The 16,095-nt window shown below is 48.0% G+C and carries 14 protein-coding genes and 1 pseudogene; 12 read left to right on the forward strand and 3 right to left on the reverse strand.

Annotation, left to right across the window (positions count from 1 at the left end):
* The first annotated feature begins 117 nt into the window (after nucleotides 1-117).
* The 3 genes from CTT34_RS09095 (at nucleotide 118) to CTT34_RS09105 (ending at nucleotide 3,503) form a co-directional block, all read left to right on the forward strand.
* Entirely contained in the window at nucleotides 118-690 is a 573-nt protein-coding gene (locus CTT34_RS09095; protein ID WP_159342134.1) for a TetR/AcrR family transcriptional regulator, read from the forward strand.
* 443 nt (nucleotides 691-1,133) lie between these two features.
* A complete protein-coding gene (locus CTT34_RS09100; RefSeq protein WP_159342135.1) occupies nucleotides 1,134-2,624 on the forward strand; it encodes a SulP family inorganic anion transporter in 1,491 nt (496 codons plus the stop codon).
* Between the two features lie 21 nt (nucleotides 2,625-2,645).
* Nucleotides 2,646-3,503 carry a universal stress protein gene (locus CTT34_RS09105; RefSeq protein ID WP_159342136.1) on the forward strand — a complete coding sequence of 286 codons (858 nt, stop codon included), beginning with the start codon at nucleotides 2,646-2,648 and terminating at the stop codon, nucleotides 3,501-3,503.
* On the opposite strand, the gene CTT34_RS18285 is transcribed toward CTT34_RS09105, so the two are convergent.
* Nucleotides 3,496-3,660: a hypothetical protein gene (locus tag CTT34_RS18285; RefSeq protein ID WP_174788522.1), complete on the reverse strand. Its 165-nt coding sequence runs from the start codon at nucleotides 3,658-3,660 to the stop codon at nucleotides 3,496-3,498. The two genes, CTT34_RS09105 and CTT34_RS18285, sit on opposite strands and share 8 nt — an antisense overlap.
* A 183-nt stretch (nucleotides 3,661-3,843) precedes the next feature.
* Here CTT34_RS18285 and CTT34_RS09115 point away from each other — a divergent pair, with 183 nt between their 5' ends.
* Together CTT34_RS09115 and CTT34_RS18630 are read left to right on the forward strand one after the other, a co-directional pair.
* Nucleotides 3,844-4,173, forward strand: coding sequence for a DinB/UmuC family translesion DNA polymerase (locus CTT34_RS09115; RefSeq protein ID WP_159342137.1), 330 nt, complete (start codon nucleotides 3,844-3,846; stop codon nucleotides 4,171-4,173).
* 57 nt (nucleotides 4,174-4,230) lie between these two features.
* A pseudogene (locus CTT34_RS18630) lies at nucleotides 4,231-4,380 on the forward strand (DUF4113 domain-containing protein).
* A gap of 898 nt (nucleotides 4,381-5,278) precedes the next feature.
* On the opposite strand, the gene CTT34_RS09130 reads toward CTT34_RS18630, so the two are convergent.
* Entirely contained in the window at nucleotides 5,279-6,907 is a 1,629-nt protein-coding gene (locus CTT34_RS09130) for a hypothetical protein (protein ID WP_159342138.1), read from the reverse strand.
* A gap of 736 nt (nucleotides 6,908-7,643) precedes the next feature.
* On the opposite strand from CTT34_RS09130, the gene CTT34_RS09135 reads away from it, so the two are divergent.
* Nucleotides 7,644-8,348: a YagK/YfjJ domain-containing protein gene (locus CTT34_RS09135; protein ID WP_159342139.1), complete on the forward strand. Its 705-nt coding sequence runs from the start codon at nucleotides 7,644-7,646 to the stop codon at nucleotides 8,346-8,348.
* A 206-nt stretch (nucleotides 8,349-8,554) separates the two neighbouring features.
* Here CTT34_RS09135 and CTT34_RS09140 read toward each other — a convergent pair whose 3' ends face one another.
* Nucleotides 8,555-9,385, reverse strand: a complete 831-nt coding sequence (locus CTT34_RS09140; protein WP_159342140.1) for a hypothetical protein — start codon at nucleotides 9,383-9,385, stop codon at nucleotides 8,555-8,557.
* Between the two features lie 264 nt (nucleotides 9,386-9,649).
* Here CTT34_RS09140 and CTT34_RS09145 point away from each other — a divergent pair, with 264 nt between their 5' ends.
* From CTT34_RS09145 to CTT34_RS09170, 6 genes are all read left to right on the forward strand, one after another.
* Nucleotides 9,650-9,844 (forward strand): AlpA family phage regulatory protein, encoded by a 195-nt coding sequence (locus CTT34_RS09145; protein WP_159343746.1) that lies wholly within the window; start codon nucleotides 9,650-9,652, stop codon nucleotides 9,842-9,844.
* A 177-nt stretch (nucleotides 9,845-10,021) separates the two neighbouring features.
* Nucleotides 10,022-11,998 carry a type I restriction-modification system subunit M gene (locus CTT34_RS09150; protein ID WP_159342141.1) on the forward strand — a complete coding sequence of 659 codons (1,977 nt, stop codon included), beginning with the start codon at nucleotides 10,022-10,024 and terminating at the stop codon, nucleotides 11,996-11,998.
* Nucleotides 11,995-13,281, forward strand: coding sequence for a restriction endonuclease subunit S (locus CTT34_RS09155; RefSeq protein WP_159342142.1), 1,287 nt, complete (start codon nucleotides 11,995-11,997; stop codon nucleotides 13,279-13,281). Before CTT34_RS09150 ends, CTT34_RS09155 begins: the two co-directional genes overlap by 4 nt.
* Nucleotides 13,278-13,481 carry a hypothetical protein gene (locus tag CTT34_RS09160; RefSeq protein WP_159342143.1) on the forward strand — a complete coding sequence of 68 codons (204 nt, stop codon included), beginning with the start codon at nucleotides 13,278-13,280 and terminating at the stop codon, nucleotides 13,479-13,481. Before CTT34_RS09155 ends, CTT34_RS09160 begins: the two co-directional genes overlap by 4 nt.
* A 166-nt stretch (nucleotides 13,482-13,647) precedes the next feature.
* Nucleotides 13,648-14,592 (forward strand): GIY-YIG nuclease family protein, encoded by a 945-nt coding sequence (locus tag CTT34_RS09165; RefSeq protein ID WP_159342144.1) that lies wholly within the window; start codon nucleotides 13,648-13,650, stop codon nucleotides 14,590-14,592.
* Nucleotides 14,589-16,010, forward strand: a complete 1,422-nt coding sequence (locus CTT34_RS09170) for a hypothetical protein (RefSeq protein ID WP_159342145.1) — start codon at nucleotides 14,589-14,591, stop codon at nucleotides 16,008-16,010. Before CTT34_RS09165 ends, CTT34_RS09170 begins: the two co-directional genes overlap by 4 nt.
* Nucleotides 16,011-16,095: the final 85 nt, after the last annotated feature.

The raw sequence follows: 16,095 nt of genomic DNA on the forward strand, positions 1-16,095 counted from the left end.
GGCATTTTTATGAATTGGGCAGACAGGCTCAGAGCGAGCGGCACCGCCCGCATGATATATTAGGCGGCTAATCAGTTAGGCAGGCAGTGAGGTAGACACATGAGCGTTGGAAGACCGATGCAGCATCAACCAGAGGCGGCGTTAAGCGCTGCCATGCATTCGTTTTGGCGTTCGGGGTATCACCATACATCGCTGCGCGATTTGCTGGATGCCATGAACATTTCCCGTAGCAGTCTCTACCATACCTACGGCAACAAAGAGGCGCTGTTCACTAAAGCGTTGTCGCGCTATCGGGAGCAGTTACTGGCACAGTTAGCCACATCGCTCGCTCAAGAAGAGAGCGCCTGGTGCTTTATCGAACGCTTGCTGAAACGCACCGCCGAGCAGGCCGAGAGCGAACAAGCCTCCCTAGGCTGTCTGATTTTTAATTCGGCGACTGAACTGGGCAACAGCGAGACCGCAGAAGCACAAGCGGCCAAACAGAGTGTACAGGCGATTACCGCGTTTTTTGTCACGGTGATCGAACAAGCGCAGCAAGAAGGCTCTATTTCCGAAGAATACGATGCACATAGCTTGGCGTATTTTTTGACGCTGTCGATGTCAGGCCTACGGCTACTGCTCAAAAGTGGCGCGACTCAGCAACAAGCTAAATCACAAGTTGAACATGTGTTACGAGGCTTGGGTGGATAAGAGGGTGCACGTCCCTGTGCATGAAAATTGCTTATCGTGCATGTTGCGATAGAAATGATAGGAACCTAAGACAGACGCTTTGGAAGTTCCCATGTGTGCAGTCATGCTCAAGAAATGATAAGATTGCTTTCTTAATACGTTTCTTAGCTAAAAATCAAGCAGAAGCATACTGATGAGCCTATCCCATACATACCTTTCAGGGTTGATGACTCCACCCTAGCGGCCCCTTCCTAAAACAGCGTATGCATCACTCCACTGTGGTGTCTTTACTGCGCGGCAATACATGACTTACACACCGACCGATGGTGCCTTGTAAGTTCAGTACCTGCTAAAAACAAGCTTGCATTGACAACAACGTCACTCTCTCTCAACGAAGCCTTACGAGCTTACGTTGTGACAGTGAGTGCCACGCTGAATGTTCTCTTCACGACGGACCTAAACACATGTACGAAAAATTTAGACAGTCTTGGCTCTCTAACCTAAAGGGCGACACCCTTGCAGGAATCGTGGTAGCTCTGGCTCTTATTCCTGAAGCTATTGCCTTTTCAATTATTGCCGGTGTTGATCCTAAAGTCGGGTTATATGCCTCGTTTGCTATCTGCGTCATCATCGCCTTCACCGGTGGCCGTTCTGGTATGGTATCAGCAGCAACAGGTGCCATGGCGTTGCTGATGATTACTTTAGTCAAAGAGCATGGGCTTGAATATCTACTAGCGGCCACTTTGCTCACAGGTGTTCTGCAAATAGTGGCAGGCTACCTACGTTTAGCAGAACTAATGCGTTTTGTATCACGTTCTGTGGTGACAGGTTTCGTAAATGCGCTAGCAATACTCATTTTTATGGCACAACTGCCTGAGTTAACGGACGTTACGTGGCAAGTATATGCCATGACTATAGCGGGATTAGCGATCATTTATGGTTTTCCCTATGTACCTGCGATAGGCAAAATGATCCCATCTCCCCTCGTTTGTATTGTTGTGCTCACAGCAGTCTACATGATGACCGGGATGGAGATTCGTAGCGTTGGAGACATGGGTGAATTGCCCGATAGCCTACCCATCTTCCTGTGGCCAGATGTACCGTTAAACCTTGAAACGCTAATGATCATCTTGCCTACAGCGCTTATGTTAACGGTAGTGGGGTTACTTGAGTCTATGATGACCGCGACGATCATCGATGACTTAACGGATACCCAAAGCGATAAAAATCGTGAATGTAAGGGTCAAGGCATTGCCAATATCGGCTCTGGATTAATTGGCGGCATGGCAGGCTGCGCCATGATTGGCCAATCGGTCATTAACATCAAATCTGGCGGTCGTCGCCGTACTTCCACCTTAGTCGCCGGTATTGCCCTGTTATTGATGGTTGTTTTTTTAGCCGATTGGGTATCACAAATTCCTATGGCAGCTTTGGTAGCCGTCATGATCATGGTGTCGATTGGTACCTTTAGTTGGGATTCTATTCGCGATCTTAAAAAACATCCCATGAGTACCAATATCGTGATGCTGGCAACCGTGGCCGTCACAGTAGGGACCCATAACCTTGCCATTGGCGTCTTTGTGGGTGTATTGCTGGCTGCCATGTTCTTCGCGAATAAAGTTGGCAACATCATGTATGTTGGATCTCATGAGATTAGCGTTGGACAAGAGCGTGAGTACCAAGTGGTGGGGCAAGTGTTTTTTGCGTCATCTGAGCGCTTTATGGCTGCCTTCGATTTTAAAGAGAGTATCGATAAGGTAACCATTAACTTGTCGAAGGCGCATTTTTGGGATGTCACAGCGGTTCAGGCACTTGATCGGGTTGTGATTAAATTCCGTCGTGAAGGTACTGACGTTGAGCTTGTAGGCTTAAGCGAGGCCAGTGCCACGGTGGTTGATCGATACGCTGTGCATAATGACCCTGAAGCCGTTGAAAAATTGATGGGTGGCCACTAATACATACAAGGAGAGAACATAATGACTGATCATGTACTTGCTGCCATTGATGGTTCGCAGTTTTCTGAAGGTGTATGCGACTACGCGGCATGGGCTAGCCTTGCCCTCGATGCGCCGCTTCATTTTGTACACGTAGTTGATAATCACTCTGAAGCTCCAGAAGCACATAATTTATCTGGCAGCCTTCGCTTTGGTGCGCGTGAGCAATTAATGAAAGAGCTCTCAGAGCTGGATGAACAGCGTGCCAAGATAAACCGTGAGCAAGGCAAGCTAATGCTGGAGGCCGCCAAAGCGCGCGCCTATGAAGATGGAGTAAGCGAACCCTTTACGCGTCAGCTTAACGGAACACTTGTCGAGACGTTGGTTGAGGTCGAAAAAGAGACTCGTCTATTGGTACTTGGGAAGCGAGGAGAGACAGCGAATCAGGCTAGCGGCCATTTGGGATCTAATCTGGAGCGTGTCGTTCGCGAGCTGCATAGGCCCATTTTGATGGTACCGAAAGTGTTTTCCCCTCCCCAGCGCATTCTCATGGCTTTTGATGGCAGCAAAACAGCGCGTAAAGGCGTGGAGATGCTGGCAAAAAGCCCACTATTTGAGGGCGCAGAGTGCCATGTAGTGATTGTAGGCGCGGAAACCGCAGAGAATCGTTCACAGCTGCAGTGGGCTACTGAGACCTTACAAACCGCTGGGCACCAAACCGAAAGCGACATTCGCGCTGGTGAGGTGGAGGAAGCCTTGCGAGCCTATCAGCAAGAAAAAGAAATCGATCTGTTGGTTATGGGCGCTTACGGTCACTCCAAGATTCGTCATCTGCTAGTGGGTAGTACCACCACAGCGATGCTGCGTAATGCCAAGTTACCGGTATTGATACTTAGGTAACGTTTATTGAGTAGTTGGCCTCGCTCAATACACCTTGAGCGAGTAACCAACCTACTACGAGAAAGATCAGCATAGAGATCAGGAAAGCATGAAACGACACGCCAGCAATAATGGCAATTTCCATTACAGCAGGGGCGATGCCGGTAGAAAACACCATCGCAGCGCTCAGTGCAGAACGTACAAGGCCAAAGTGTTTTGCCCCCTAGAGCTTAATCATTGATCCAGAGGCAACTAATTCTTGAGCCCCTATTGCCAAACCGCCTCCGACCATCAATTCCCATACGCTTTCATGGCCGCCTACTGTCACGGCCATTAACATGGCCAGCCCAAAAGGCAGATCATGGTGTCTCGTTCGTTTGGTCAACTGACCAACGATCCTCAACAGCTTAGAGAAGCGTTACGGCATCATGCCGCTAGGGCGGGTGAAAAGCTTCGCAAGCAGCAAAGCGTTACCAGCGCCGTCATGGTGTTTATCCGCACCAACTCGTTTTGCACGGATTTATCTCAATATCGTCAACGTGTGGTCATTTCTCTGGAACGGCCCACTGATGATAGTTGTGAGATCATCGCCGCTGCGGTGCAGGGTTTGCGTCGTCTCTGGCGAAAAGTATACGCCTACCACAAAGTGGGTCTCATGCTGCTTGATCTATCGCCTAAAGCTAACCGATAGCTCATCCTCACTGAATCCCCTCAGACTGACGAAAAAGCCAAACGTAGCGAACGATTGATGGCGACTATGGATAAACTCAACCGAGAGCTGGGCAAGGGGACGGTAAAGCTGGGCCTGCCCCGAAAAGGAAGCGCCTGATCGTTGCGTAGTGAGCGGCGTACACCAAGGTATACGACGCAGTGGAATGAATTACTGCAGGTCAAATAAGTTAATCAAGCCAATGAAGCTAGGGCTTACTGGCCACGACGTCACGACGTTGAAAACTTAAATCTATACAAAAGTGACGGTTACGCATGAAATAAACGGGTATGTCGACTGCGTACGTCGTCACATCATTCAAACCGGAGCGAAGTAACGTCATATCGTTGAGTGCGTGAGTGGCTTTACTTTTTGCCTCTTCGTCGATACTTGTGTGTGATCTTGCTGACCCAGCGTTCTAATGGGCTAAGAATCTGGTCATTGATGGTGATAAAACTGTTCCCGTTCCGAACACCACATGCTCTTGCAGGAGCCACATAAAATCGTCATTCCTTTCGCTTCCTTCATACGTTCGTTGGACTCGAAGGTTGAGAGCAACCCCCCTTGTTTGTGTACTCCTAAAGCTTCACCAAGGCCTCCCTCATATGAGTTAGCAGTCGCTTGCCAGACGCTGCTTGCATGACCATGAGCCGCTATCAAGCTATCAAGCTATCAAGCTATCAAGCTATCAAGCTACCCAGCGCCTTAGTGCGTAGGTTTATCGCGACATCTGCCGCAGTGCACTGATCGGCTAGCAACTGATGGAGCGTCGTAGGCTATTTTTGCCTCATGTGAGCGCGGTTCAGATTTACCAGGGGTGCCTATCGCAACGATTTTGGAACGCTCTTTCAGGTAGGGGGGGACGATATGGGGCCAGTCGACCATTGCATCAGACTTGGCGAGGTACCCAGTGATTGATGCCGCCAAGAAAAGTGGGTGGTGTGCCGTTTCTTACAAGGGAGTCTTATCATCTTAACCAGAGGTATCCCCGTTTGCTCAAGCATTGGGATAAAATTTATGCCTCACCTCGCCAAAAGCAAGCCTAAGCGCTTGGCGAGGTTCTCTCCAGCTAGTGGGTAGGCTACCATTATAAAAATTCGTGGATATCCCTGAGGGTTTCTTCGAGGGTAGGGGGACGAGGGCCGATAACCCAATACCGATTAGAGCCGCGTTTTCCATTGCTGTAACACGTAATTCTCTGCGCTTCTAACAGGGGAGCAATGCGCTTCAATGCAGAACCTAGGCCACGTGGTTCACGAGGCCATTTGCTTTCACTGGCCCATATAGGCTGATGTTCTGCCAAAGTGGCAAACCAAGCTTTTACGGGTTTTTCGATAGCTTCCTTAATGTCATTTTTGCTAATGTAATCAACGATTGCTTGGGCAACCGGTTCTTCCTCTGTCATTTCACAAAGCCTTTCTTTCCAATACGCGTCGTACTGAAGCCAAAAAAGTGTGTCGCTTCTGGTCAGTGCTATAGAGACAATAACGCCAATGCGACAGAAATCCCGCCATTTTGCAGGTACTTCACGCTCTATTCTCATCCGCCCTGCCTGTGAATGCACCTTGCCAAGTAGTGTAAGCAATGCATTGAATATGGGGGTTTGGAGCCTGTCTGTCATTCTCTGCTGCTTAGGTATTGAAAAGGCTGGGCTAACTTGTTGAGTATGAGAAATAGGGGGCATTTCCAAACTCAATGTCACGTCAGACAAAGCATCATATGTGATGATGGGTTCGGAACTGCTTAAAATGCAGGTGCGTGAAACCATGAGGGTGGAAGTGCTTTCATGGCAGCCTACTGGTTTCCAATTTAAAGGTGTTTTACGTAGGTAATCAAATAACCGGCGCTGTACCACAGGGCTAAGGCTGTCTTCGATGTCTTCTAAACTGATGGCATGATGTCGCCAAGCACATCTATCAATTTCTTTGACAGTTTTAGGGATGTCACGAATGGCTGTTTCCTTACGAACTGGATCGACTAAATTTTTAATGAGTTGCTGTAATTTTGATGCATCGCTGCTGCGTTCTCCGGTTATCTCTAATGCTAGCTGTTGTTTATCTGGCATCAAGCATAGAACTAAATAGGTATAGATCAAAAGCTCTCTATCCTTTGGGAGAGTGATATAGGATTCGATTGCTTTTAAGTCCTTGATGTCTCCCTGTATGGAGGGAGCCTGGAAAGACCGACTATTGCTGGGATGCCAATATGGACAGAGGTTCTGAGGCTGAGTCATGATTTCCTGTCCAGTTGGAAACATCATTACCGTGCCATTTAGTTCAATATAGCGCTCAAGGTTTTGACCTAGCCAGGTGCGTCCGTGACCGATAAGCTGCGGACTGGCTGGTTCATTGAGAATTACATCCAATGCATCCAGTATGCTTCGTTCAGTGACATCACGCTGGCTGTAATCTGCCACGATTTTCTTGATGAGTGGTGCAACTATCTCTGTTTCTGGTATCAAAACAGGCCCACCATCAATGGGCATCAGGAAATGAGCTCCATCAGGAGTCACTACATGCCGATAGTGTGCGTTAATAATCCACCTGACTAGGTTTACCTTAGATACTCTGGCTGTTCTACCACTGCTGGATTGAAGTTGTGGAGACACATTTGAAGGGATATTGGAGCCAGTAATGGTGGGGGGTTGGTAGCCGTTTGATAGCTCTTGTCTAGTGCCGTAGACGAAGAGAGATGGATAGGTAGTTTGATTACTCATGCGTTACTCCCAAATCTCGATTTAATGAATGCCAAAATAGCAACCGGTGTGTTGCTGTTTTTCTATGCCTAAGCTTAACAGTCGTTTGAGGGGTGTGGTTTGATGTTTTTTCATGAAAATTTAAAAGGATGTTGGACTGTATAAGACATTAATGAACCTTTTTATTGATTAATGTACGTTCAATGATCATTAAAATTATTCATGTTGAAATTTTTGTGAAGAAATTTAGTTGATTGACTTGACGGGGTGTATTAGCTTGAGAGGCTGAGTGAGTATGGATAGATAATACTGATTGCCTTGATTATTTGAATTAAATAATAATTGGCAATCTTTTTAAAATTATCAACATTAAATGGATTTATTTTATATTTTAAAATGTACTTTTATGCTTAGTAAAACCATCGAAAAGCCTGTTAGTGGAGGGCTTTAAGGGCTAAGTTATGAGTTGGTTAAGGGCTAGATTAATGACGGTAATATTATTATGGCTTTATAAAGAGTGATTATATTGACTATGGAGGGAGGCATTAAGGCCGACGACCTTATACCTGATCGATAGAGGGATGTCCAAGCTATTAGTTTATTTAATATTTATTCCTTAAATAAATTATTGTTATTAAAGGGGGAGGGGCGATTAGTGACGGGTTCAGACTAGCTCTTTAATCATTACACCCCTCTGCAAACATAAATATGGCTATTTAGCCATACATAATCCTGTGAATAAGGAAGGAAATTCATTATGAATACTGCTATATACAACGTTGGTCAACAGTTGCGTAAGCGCCATCCCGAAAATCCCGCTCTGAAGCTATGGTGGGAAAACTATTACCATGGCATGTGGGTGCAAACACAGAAAGGGCCGCTGATCGAAAATTATCTAATTAAATTGTTGGATGTTATGAGCAAAGCACGAAAGGACTGCAACCGTATCTTCGCTGTTCGTATTGATCTTCACTTTCCAAGCGGTATTCAAACAGGCGTGATTGATCTACAAAACACTATCATCAGTACTTTCATGTATCACTTCCAGTTAGAGTTGGATCAAGCAAGTACAAAGTATACGCACAAGCTCCGCAATGTGTGGTGTCGTGAGCAAGGTTCTAGTGTAAACCCTCATTTTCATCTTCTTTTACTGCTTAACGGGGATGCCTATAACGGCCTTGGATATATGGACAAGACTCCCTCTGGTGATTATGAATATAACAACTTGTTTCATCGTATCGTTAGGGCATGGTCAAGGGCCATAAACTATGCCCAGGAGTGCATGGAGGGGCTGATTCAAGTGCCGAAAAAGCCCGTTATTAACGAATTGGCTACATGGTTTTTTCATAGTAATGATCAAGCTGCATTCGCCGAGGTGTTTGGGGCGGCAAGTTATCTGTGTAAAGCAGCGACTAAACCTATCGGGCAGGGTGTACATTGCTTTGATGGTAGTCGTAAGTAGCAAATAAGAATGTGTCAATTTAAGTATTACTTTGCCATTAGGATGAGAGGTCAGCTGCTGCTAAAATAGCAGACGCTAAGGCTAAGAAAGAATTCTTTTTTTCACATGAAAAAGTAATTTCTCCATATGGTGAACATGTTGTTTGATATTGTTATGGAGGCCAGAGCTAGCTCTGGCCCATACTCTCGCTCATTAAATTTTTTTGATTAACGGAAAGTGAAATTTACTTTCCGCATTTTGTGAGGTTCAGGAACTGGCTGTATTCCGTTCTCGTTATAAATTTTTCTAAGTCGTGGTTCTGTAAAAATTAGTTTACGAATTTTTTCACTAAGTAAGTCGATATCATCGGGTAAGGGTAGAGAATATTCTTGAATCAGGGGGTGTAGTACGCTAGCAATAACGGGTGCAGCTAAATCGTAACGCTCCCATCCGCCTGAAGGACGGTGCTTGCTAAGTGCCCCTTTAATTAGGGCCCTAAGCATTACTTCTTTCTCATCCTTGATCTCTTGTTTGGCTTGATTGGCTTTTTCTTGGCGTGCCGCAGGAGAGTTGTCTCGAAAATCTTTTAACATGCGCCATGCTGTAGCATGTTGATAGGCACAAGCGAAAGACTTTGCTATTTTTGTATATTCATCCCGTAACATCAGCTGACGTCGATTATCTTCATTAATATTCTCATAAATTTTAGGAATCCAGTTTTGATTAAGGTGGCTAACAAAAGCTATTTGACGTAACGCAATACTTAAATGGTTATCGATCTTTTTCTGAAAATCATCTTTTTTTCTTGGTAATGATGAGTTTATAGGCACTTCCCAATCGTTCATTGGGTCAGGGCTGCGTCCCATAGCTTGCTGAAGTGCAGTGTGCCATTGCTCTTCGTGATCAATAGCATCTTTCTCACTTTTTGGCTGTTCATGAAGAAGAGCATCACCTAAGTCAGTCGCCATCTTATCGACTTCGGCCATTAGGTCTTTCAGTGCTTGTGTGTCCTGCAGTCCACGATGGTGTTGCTGCTCATCTGTCTCACTTCTGCTCATAGTCTGCACCTCTTTTGGATTATAGATTTTTTTAAAAGTCAATACCGCAACCTAAATTCGTTCTGAGTTTAGGTCTTACTGTATCCACATAATGCTCCCAGCGCGAACATAGCAGCGGTCAACGTCTGGTGAAGTCATCAGACGATACCCGTTCATTTGTTGTTGTGAGGATACGCAATGCATAACCAAATCAATTGCTTGAAAAGCTTTAACACTGACTCGCAACTTTCCGCATGTGGCGAGGTAAGGTATCAGCACAAGTCTATGCTCAGGCTGCCAGAGGTCATTAGGCGCACTGGGCTATCCAGATCAACCATTTACAATAAATTAGATAAAAACTCTCCCAATTACGACCCTTCATTCCCCAGGCAGGCCAAACTTGGGGGGAGGGCAGTAGCATGGGACGAAGAGGAGCTTGACTGCTGGATTCGAACCCAGCTGAGTGCGCGGCATCATTAAGTTGTGTCGGATCGTACTGGCGCGGCTAGGCAAATTATACGGTGATGTGTAGCCGCACCGTCGAACGCTCGATAAATGCACTCTTTGTCTAAGCGGCGATGCCATAGGGTACTCAGCTGCGAACCTAGGTGTGTATGATAGTGTCCATCAATTTTTACTGAATATGGGGAAGCATCCGTGAACACGGAAAGTCACTCTCAGCTTGCTGCTTTTATCTGGTCGGTCGCTGACCTATTACGCGGCGATTTCAAACAGTCCCAGTATGGCCGCATCATTCTGCCGTTTACGCTGCTGCGCCGCCTGGAGTGCGTCTTAGAGCCTACCAAGGCCGATGTGCTGAAAGCCGCTGAATACCATCAGAACAAGCCTGAGGCAGTGCGTGAGAAGCTGTTGCTGCGCGCAGCCAACCAGCCGTTTTTCAATGCGTCACCCTTTAGCTTAATCAGCCTGTCTGACACCCAGACCAGCGACGACCTGATGAGCTATGTGCAGTCGTTCAGCCAGAGCGCGCGGGAGATTTTCGAGCACTTCGAGTTCGAGAGCTTTGTTCAGCAGCTCAGCGCCAATAACCTGCTCTATAAGGTCGTGCAGCAGTTCGCGTCCATTGACCTAAGCCCAGTGCGGGTAAGCAACCACGGCATGGGCGGCATCTTTGAAGAACTAATTCGGAGGTTCGCCGAAAGCTCCAACGAAACCGCGGGTGAGCACTTCACGCCCCGCGATATCGTTCACTTGACCACATCGCTAGTGCTGACTGGGCAAGAGGCCAAACTCAAGCCCAACAGCATCGTCACCGTGTATGACCCAACGGCGGGCACCGGCGGCTTTCTTTCCGAAAGCGACGACTACATTCAGCAGGTCAGCCAGAATGTCACCGTCTCGTTGCACGGGCAGGAGCTGAACCCCGAGTCTTACGCTATTTGTAAGGGCGATATGCTGGTCAAGGGGCAGGAGGTCGAGCAGGTCAAGTTGGGCAATACGCTCTCGGATGACCAGCTGGCAGGCGAGCACTTTGACTATATGCTTTCTAACCCGCCGTTTGGCGTAGAGTGGAAGAAGGTACAGAAGCAAGTCACTGACGAGCACAAGCACCGTGGCTATGATGGCCGCTTTGGCCCTGGCTTACCGCGTGTCTCTGACGGTTCGCTGCTGTTTTTGATGCATCTGGTGGCCAAAATGCGTTCCCGCCAAGACGGCGGCTCGCGTATAGGCATCATCCTCAACGGCTCACCGCTGTTTACCGGCGGGGCAGGCAGTGGGGAATCTGAAATTCGCCGCTACCTGCTGCAACATGACATGGTGGAAGCCATCATCGGCCTGCCCACCGATATGTTCTATAACACCGGCATTGCCACCTATATATGGGTGCTTTCCAACAACAAGCCCGCCGAGCGTAAAGGCAAAGTACAGCTAATTAACGCCACTAGCCGGGCCAGCAAGATGCGCAAGTCGCTAGGCAGCAAACGCCAATACATTACCGACCGAGATATTGACGATATCGTGCGCCTTTACGGAGCCTTTGAAGAGAACGACGAGAGCAAAATTTTCCCGGTGGAAACCTTTGGCTATCGGCGTATCACTGTTGAGCGGCCGCTGCGCCTGAACTTTGAAGCCAGCGACGAACGCCTAGCCAAGCTGGACAACGAAAAAGCCATTCAGAAGCTAGATGACGGCGAGCAGTCCGCACTAAAAGCCGCCTGCGAGCAATTAGGTGAGCAGCGCTACAACAATCGTAAAGCGTTTACCAAGGCCCTGAATGCAGCGCTCAAGGCTAAAGGCTTAAAAGTGGGCGCCCCCGTACAGAAGGCCATTCTCAATGCGCTTTCTCAGCGCGATCCGGACGCCGATATCTGCCTGGACAAGCAAGGCAACCCCGAGCCAGACACCAGCCTGCGCGATAACGAAAACGTGCCCTATGGTGAATCGGTATATGACTACTTTGATCGGGAAGTAAAACCCCACGTACCGGATGCCTGGATCGACGACAACAAGCGCGATGAGCTGGATGGCCGCATCGGCATTGTCGGCTTCGAGATTCCTTTCAACCGCCATTTCTACCAGTTCACGCCACCGCGCCCACTGGAAGAGATAGACGCCGACCTCAAAGCCTGCACTGACAAGATCAAGCAGATGATCGAGGAGCTATCGGCATGAGCTATCCCGCTTATCCTGAATACAAGGATTCCGGCGTTGAGTGGCTAGGGGAGGTGCCAGCGCATTGGGATGTAACACCAGTAAGGGCTTTTGTTGAAGAGCGAACAGCGAAGAATCCTAGTGGCGACGATGAAAACTATCTATCGCTGATGGCCAATGTTGGTGTTATCCCATATGCAGAAAAGGGTGATGTCGGCAATAAAAAACCAGATGATCTTTCCAAATGCAAAAAAGTAGATATTGGTGACTTGGTCATCAATAGTATGAACTACGGTATTGGTTCGTATGGCCTTTCTGGACTAAAAGGGGTGTGCAGCCCTGTTTACATTGTCCTACGCCCTATGGAGGAAAAGGTACTTCCACGTTATGCGTTAAGGATATTTGAGAATAAAGAGTTCCAGAAGCTGGCTCAGTCTTTCGGCCAGGGAATTCTGGCACATCGATCTGCCATCGGGTGGGATGACCTAAAAAACATAAAGGTACCGATGCCAGAAACGACGGAGCAAGCCCAATTCTCAGCCTTCCTCGACCACGAAACCGCCCGTATCGACGCCTTGGTGGAAGAGCAGCAGCGCCTGATCGCGTTGCTCAAGGAAAAGCGCCAGGCGGTGATTTCTCATGCCGTCACAAAAGGGCTCGACCCTGATGTGCCGATGAAAGACTCTGGGGTGGAGTGGCTGGGGGAAGTGCCGGCGCATTGGGGCGTACCAAAACTTAAACATTTAGTGCGGATTCGTAATGGACGTGATTACAAAATAGTGGAAGTTGAAAGTGGTGGATACCCGGTAATTGGCTCAGGTGGTGAGTTTGCTCGGGCTAATGATTTTTTGTATGACGGTGAATCTGTCTTACTAGGAAGGAAAGGGACGATTGATAAGCCCCTGTATATTAATGGCCCTTTTTGGACTGTTGATACCATGTTTTATACAGAGCTTAGCCAGAGAGTAAACGGACGCTTTCTTTATTATTATGCGACCTGCTTTCAGTTTGGCCAGTATTCAACCAATACGGCTCTTCCAAGTATGGCTCAAGAGGATTTAGCCAATATTTATCTAGCTGTCCCTGGGCCTCCTGAACAAATTCTAATCGCCACCTTTCTCGACTACGAAACCGCTCGCATCGATTCCTTGGTGGAAGAAGGGAGGTCAGTCGTCAGGCTTTTACAAGAGCGCCGCTCAGCCCTAATCTCTGCCGCCGTCACCGGCAAGATCGACGTGCGCGGCTGGCAGCCACCAGAGGATTCGATGTTGACTGGTGAGGCCTCTCAGATGGAGGTTGTATGACACAACTTCCACCCGATACTCAGGAAATGCTCAACAGCCTTCGCACCGCCGTGGCCGAAACCTTAGAGCGCAAGCGCCGCCTGGGCCAATACGCGGTGTTTTGGCAGGATGGCAAGCCCGTTTTAATCGGTGAAGACGCACCGTCCAATCCTGACGTCACAACCCCCGACGATAATCAGCAGGCCAAGACGCAACATTGATCACTCATTAGTTGATCATCGCGATAATCGTCATGTATTGGTATCGCTCTGCTTTTTTTATTTGACGGGTATTTGATAAGCAGTGCCCTTTTATAAGCAAGAATGGGTTATAGATCATTTAAATCAACTGCTTATGAATGTATTTCTTTTGACAGGTATGTGATTAATGACACAGGGACGCAGCATCCGGCTGTTTCTAGTGGATGGCACGCCCAATGGCTTGCTTACCGCCGAAATCATGAACTGGACAGGCCATGTGCTGACTGGACCGCGCACAAAGCTGACAGAGCTAGTGCAGCGGCCCGAGTGCGGCCGCACCGGTATCTATTTTCTGGTGGGGCCTGACCTGGAAGGCAGCCCACGCCCACAGGTGTATATCGGCGAAAGTGATGATGTGGGAACACGATTAAAACAGCATAACCGGCCAGAAGATAAAGGTGGCAAGGACTTCTGGGAGAAAGTCTGTTTAGTGACCAGCAAGGATCAAAACCTCACCAAAGCCCACGTCAAATATCTGGAAAGCCTGCTGATCCAGTCAGCAGGCGAGCTAGGGCGCTGCAAGCTGGTCAATGGCACTGCTCATGAGTACATCAACTTGCCCGAATCAGACCGTGCCGATATGGCTTTTTTTATGGAGCAGATCCGTACGGTACTGCCGGTACTTGGGCTGGATTTTTTGCGAGGTCGGCCTATGCCATCTCACCCATCGTCGATATTAAAACCGTCGCCAGCTGCCTCTCCAAAGTTTGTAGCAGAAGTACCTCGTTACGGTATTAAAGCTTACGGGCAAGAACTGGACGGTGAGTTTTACGTGCTGGAAGGTTCTATCGCGAGAGGTACATGGACAGGTGTTGATGGTGGTTACCAAAGCCTCTATCAGCAGCTATGTGATGAAGGAGTGCTGGTTGAGGACGAGAACAAGGTGAGACGTTTCGCCAGCGATTACGCCTTTACTAGCCCGAGTGCCGCTGCTGCAGTGGTGTCAGGTCGAAGTGCCAATGGACGAATACATTGGAAATTGGAAGGCACTGGCCAAACATATGGGGCTTGGCAAGACCAGCAGGTGAGTGCTGCGGCCACTCTAGGGAAATCAAGGAGTGAACTAGCGTGATTGATGGCATGGTGAAAACCAGCACTAATGGCTCTGATCAAACGTTGAAGCGAAAACGGCTGGGGGAGTTAAGGCTTCTTGAATCACATTTAGAGGATGTGATCTTCAGGAACCATGAGTTGCTGTGTCTTGAGAGGATAGGCCTGTTTGTAGACAGTATTCATTTAGTTAGGCAGGGCCGTGTTCAAGACTTAATGGGGCATCAAAAATACCCTGATTTAATGTTTCTGACTGATCGTGGTGATGTCGGAATTGTGGAAGTGAAGCGCTTTGGAAACAGGGAGCTTAGAGGTAGGTCTGTCATTTCACAGATTCTCGATTACGGTGCTGCACTTGGAAGCCTTGATGAACGCAGCCAAGTTGAACTGTTTTCTCAAGGTCTACCTGGCTGTACTCGGCTTGAACACGTCGCTTTGAAGCTAGTGGGAGATCCCAATCGGGCGCGTTGGGTAGCGCAAAGTTACAGAAATCGGCTGTCTCAGGGGCAGTTGCATTACATCATTGCTTGCGATGAAGCACCTGAAGGTTTATCAGAATGGATTCGTTCAGCCAGTAGGAACGATGCAACCGATTATCAGATTAGTGTTTTGGAAGTCTCCCCGTTTCAAAACGATGAGTATCCTGAAGACATTATATGGCTATCTCAGCCCATAGCTCGCACTGAGACCATACATCGAACCACTGTGGAAGTTATCCGGAATGATGACAGCGGACAGCTTTCGGTCAATATTTCTAGTGAATCACCCGATACCATTGAAGAGCGGGCTGAGTCTGATCAGCCGTTAGTCGCCTCTGGCCAGCGTAAGTTTAAAAATGGGATTGAGACGGTTGCCGAAGAAATTGGTCTGCCCAGCAAGATGATTCACACGGCTTTGAAGTCGGCCAATCAGCAAGGAGTTAGCGCTGACTGGGAGTGGGCTTACGATGCATTTGCCAACTCAGAGAGTGAAAGGATTGCTTTTTTAAGAGGAAAAAGAATTCTGGGGATGGTGGAAGGGCGCTATGGAGTTAACCTAGCCCAGCCGTGGAGACCTAGCGTTTTTGTTGGATATTACTTCTCTTCTCATGATCATAGTATCCAGCCTGTAGGCAAGGGGAGGGGCGGGGATTTCTCTATTATTCTTGATGTTACAAAGAATTGGGGGCAGCGGAATAGGTTCTGGGAAACGCCTGAGTACCGCTCGCTATGCCATCGACTAACCCAGCAGTCTGGCGAGTGGACGGTTTCGCAGGGAAATAACCTATGGCATCCGTTGATGATTCATCGCCCGATGGCCGACGTTATGAAAGGGGCAGTGGACGAATCTGACATGGTCAATCGCTGGTTCAGTGCTGCGAAAGAGGGACTTGATATGCTTTTGTCTGGTAGAGAGCTACAAGCACTTAGAGATAGGCTGGAGGACGAAGGCAAAGTATAACGAAAGCTGGCCATGGTGGATTATGAAGAACGCTGGTTATCCACTGGCTCATGTATGATCAAAATAAAGTAAAGCAGCTATGTAG

This window comes from Halomonas meridiana (assembly GCF_009846525.1).
In the GTDB taxonomy this organism is placed as follows: domain Bacteria; phylum Pseudomonadota; class Gammaproteobacteria; order Pseudomonadales; family Halomonadaceae; genus Vreelandella.

What these genes read in the sequence shown, in the direction of transcription:
- CTT34_RS09115 (WP_159342137.1), top strand. Translation starts at nt 3,844, where the DNA reads ATGGTGTCTCGTTCGTTTGGTCAACTGACCAACGATCCTCAACAGCTT.
- CTT34_RS18285 (WP_174788522.1), bottom strand. Translation starts at nt 3,660, where the DNA reads ATGGTGTTTTCTACCGGCATCGCCCCTGCTGTAATGGAAATTGCCATT.
- CTT34_RS09155 (WP_159342142.1), top strand. Translation starts at nt 11,995, where the DNA reads ATGAGCTATCCCGCTTATCCTGAATACAAGGATTCCGGCGTTGAGTGG.
- CTT34_RS09135 (WP_159342139.1), top strand. Translation starts at nt 7,644, where the DNA reads ATGAATACTGCTATATACAACGTTGGTCAACAGTTGCGTAAGCGCCAT.
- CTT34_RS09130 (WP_159342138.1), bottom strand. Translation starts at nt 6,907, where the DNA reads ATGAGTAATCAAACTACCTATCCATCTCTCTTCGTCTACGGCACTAGA.
- CTT34_RS09105 (WP_159342136.1), top strand. Translation starts at nt 2,646, where the DNA reads ATGACTGATCATGTACTTGCTGCCATTGATGGTTCGCAGTTTTCTGAA.
- CTT34_RS09095 (WP_159342134.1), top strand. Translation starts at nt 118, where the DNA reads ATGCAGCATCAACCAGAGGCGGCGTTAAGCGCTGCCATGCATTCGTTT.
- CTT34_RS09100 (WP_159342135.1), top strand. Translation starts at nt 1,134, where the DNA reads ATGTACGAAAAATTTAGACAGTCTTGGCTCTCTAACCTAAAGGGCGAC.
- CTT34_RS09145 (WP_159343746.1), top strand. Translation starts at nt 9,650, where the DNA reads ATGCTCAGGCTGCCAGAGGTCATTAGGCGCACTGGGCTATCCAGATCA.
- CTT34_RS09160 (WP_159342143.1), top strand. Translation starts at nt 13,278, where the DNA reads ATGACACAACTTCCACCCGATACTCAGGAAATGCTCAACAGCCTTCGC.
- CTT34_RS09140 (WP_159342140.1), bottom strand. Translation starts at nt 9,385, where the DNA reads ATGAGCAGAAGTGAGACAGATGAGCAGCAACACCATCGTGGACTGCAG.
- CTT34_RS09165 (WP_159342144.1), top strand. Translation starts at nt 13,648, where the DNA reads ATGACACAGGGACGCAGCATCCGGCTGTTTCTAGTGGATGGCACGCCC.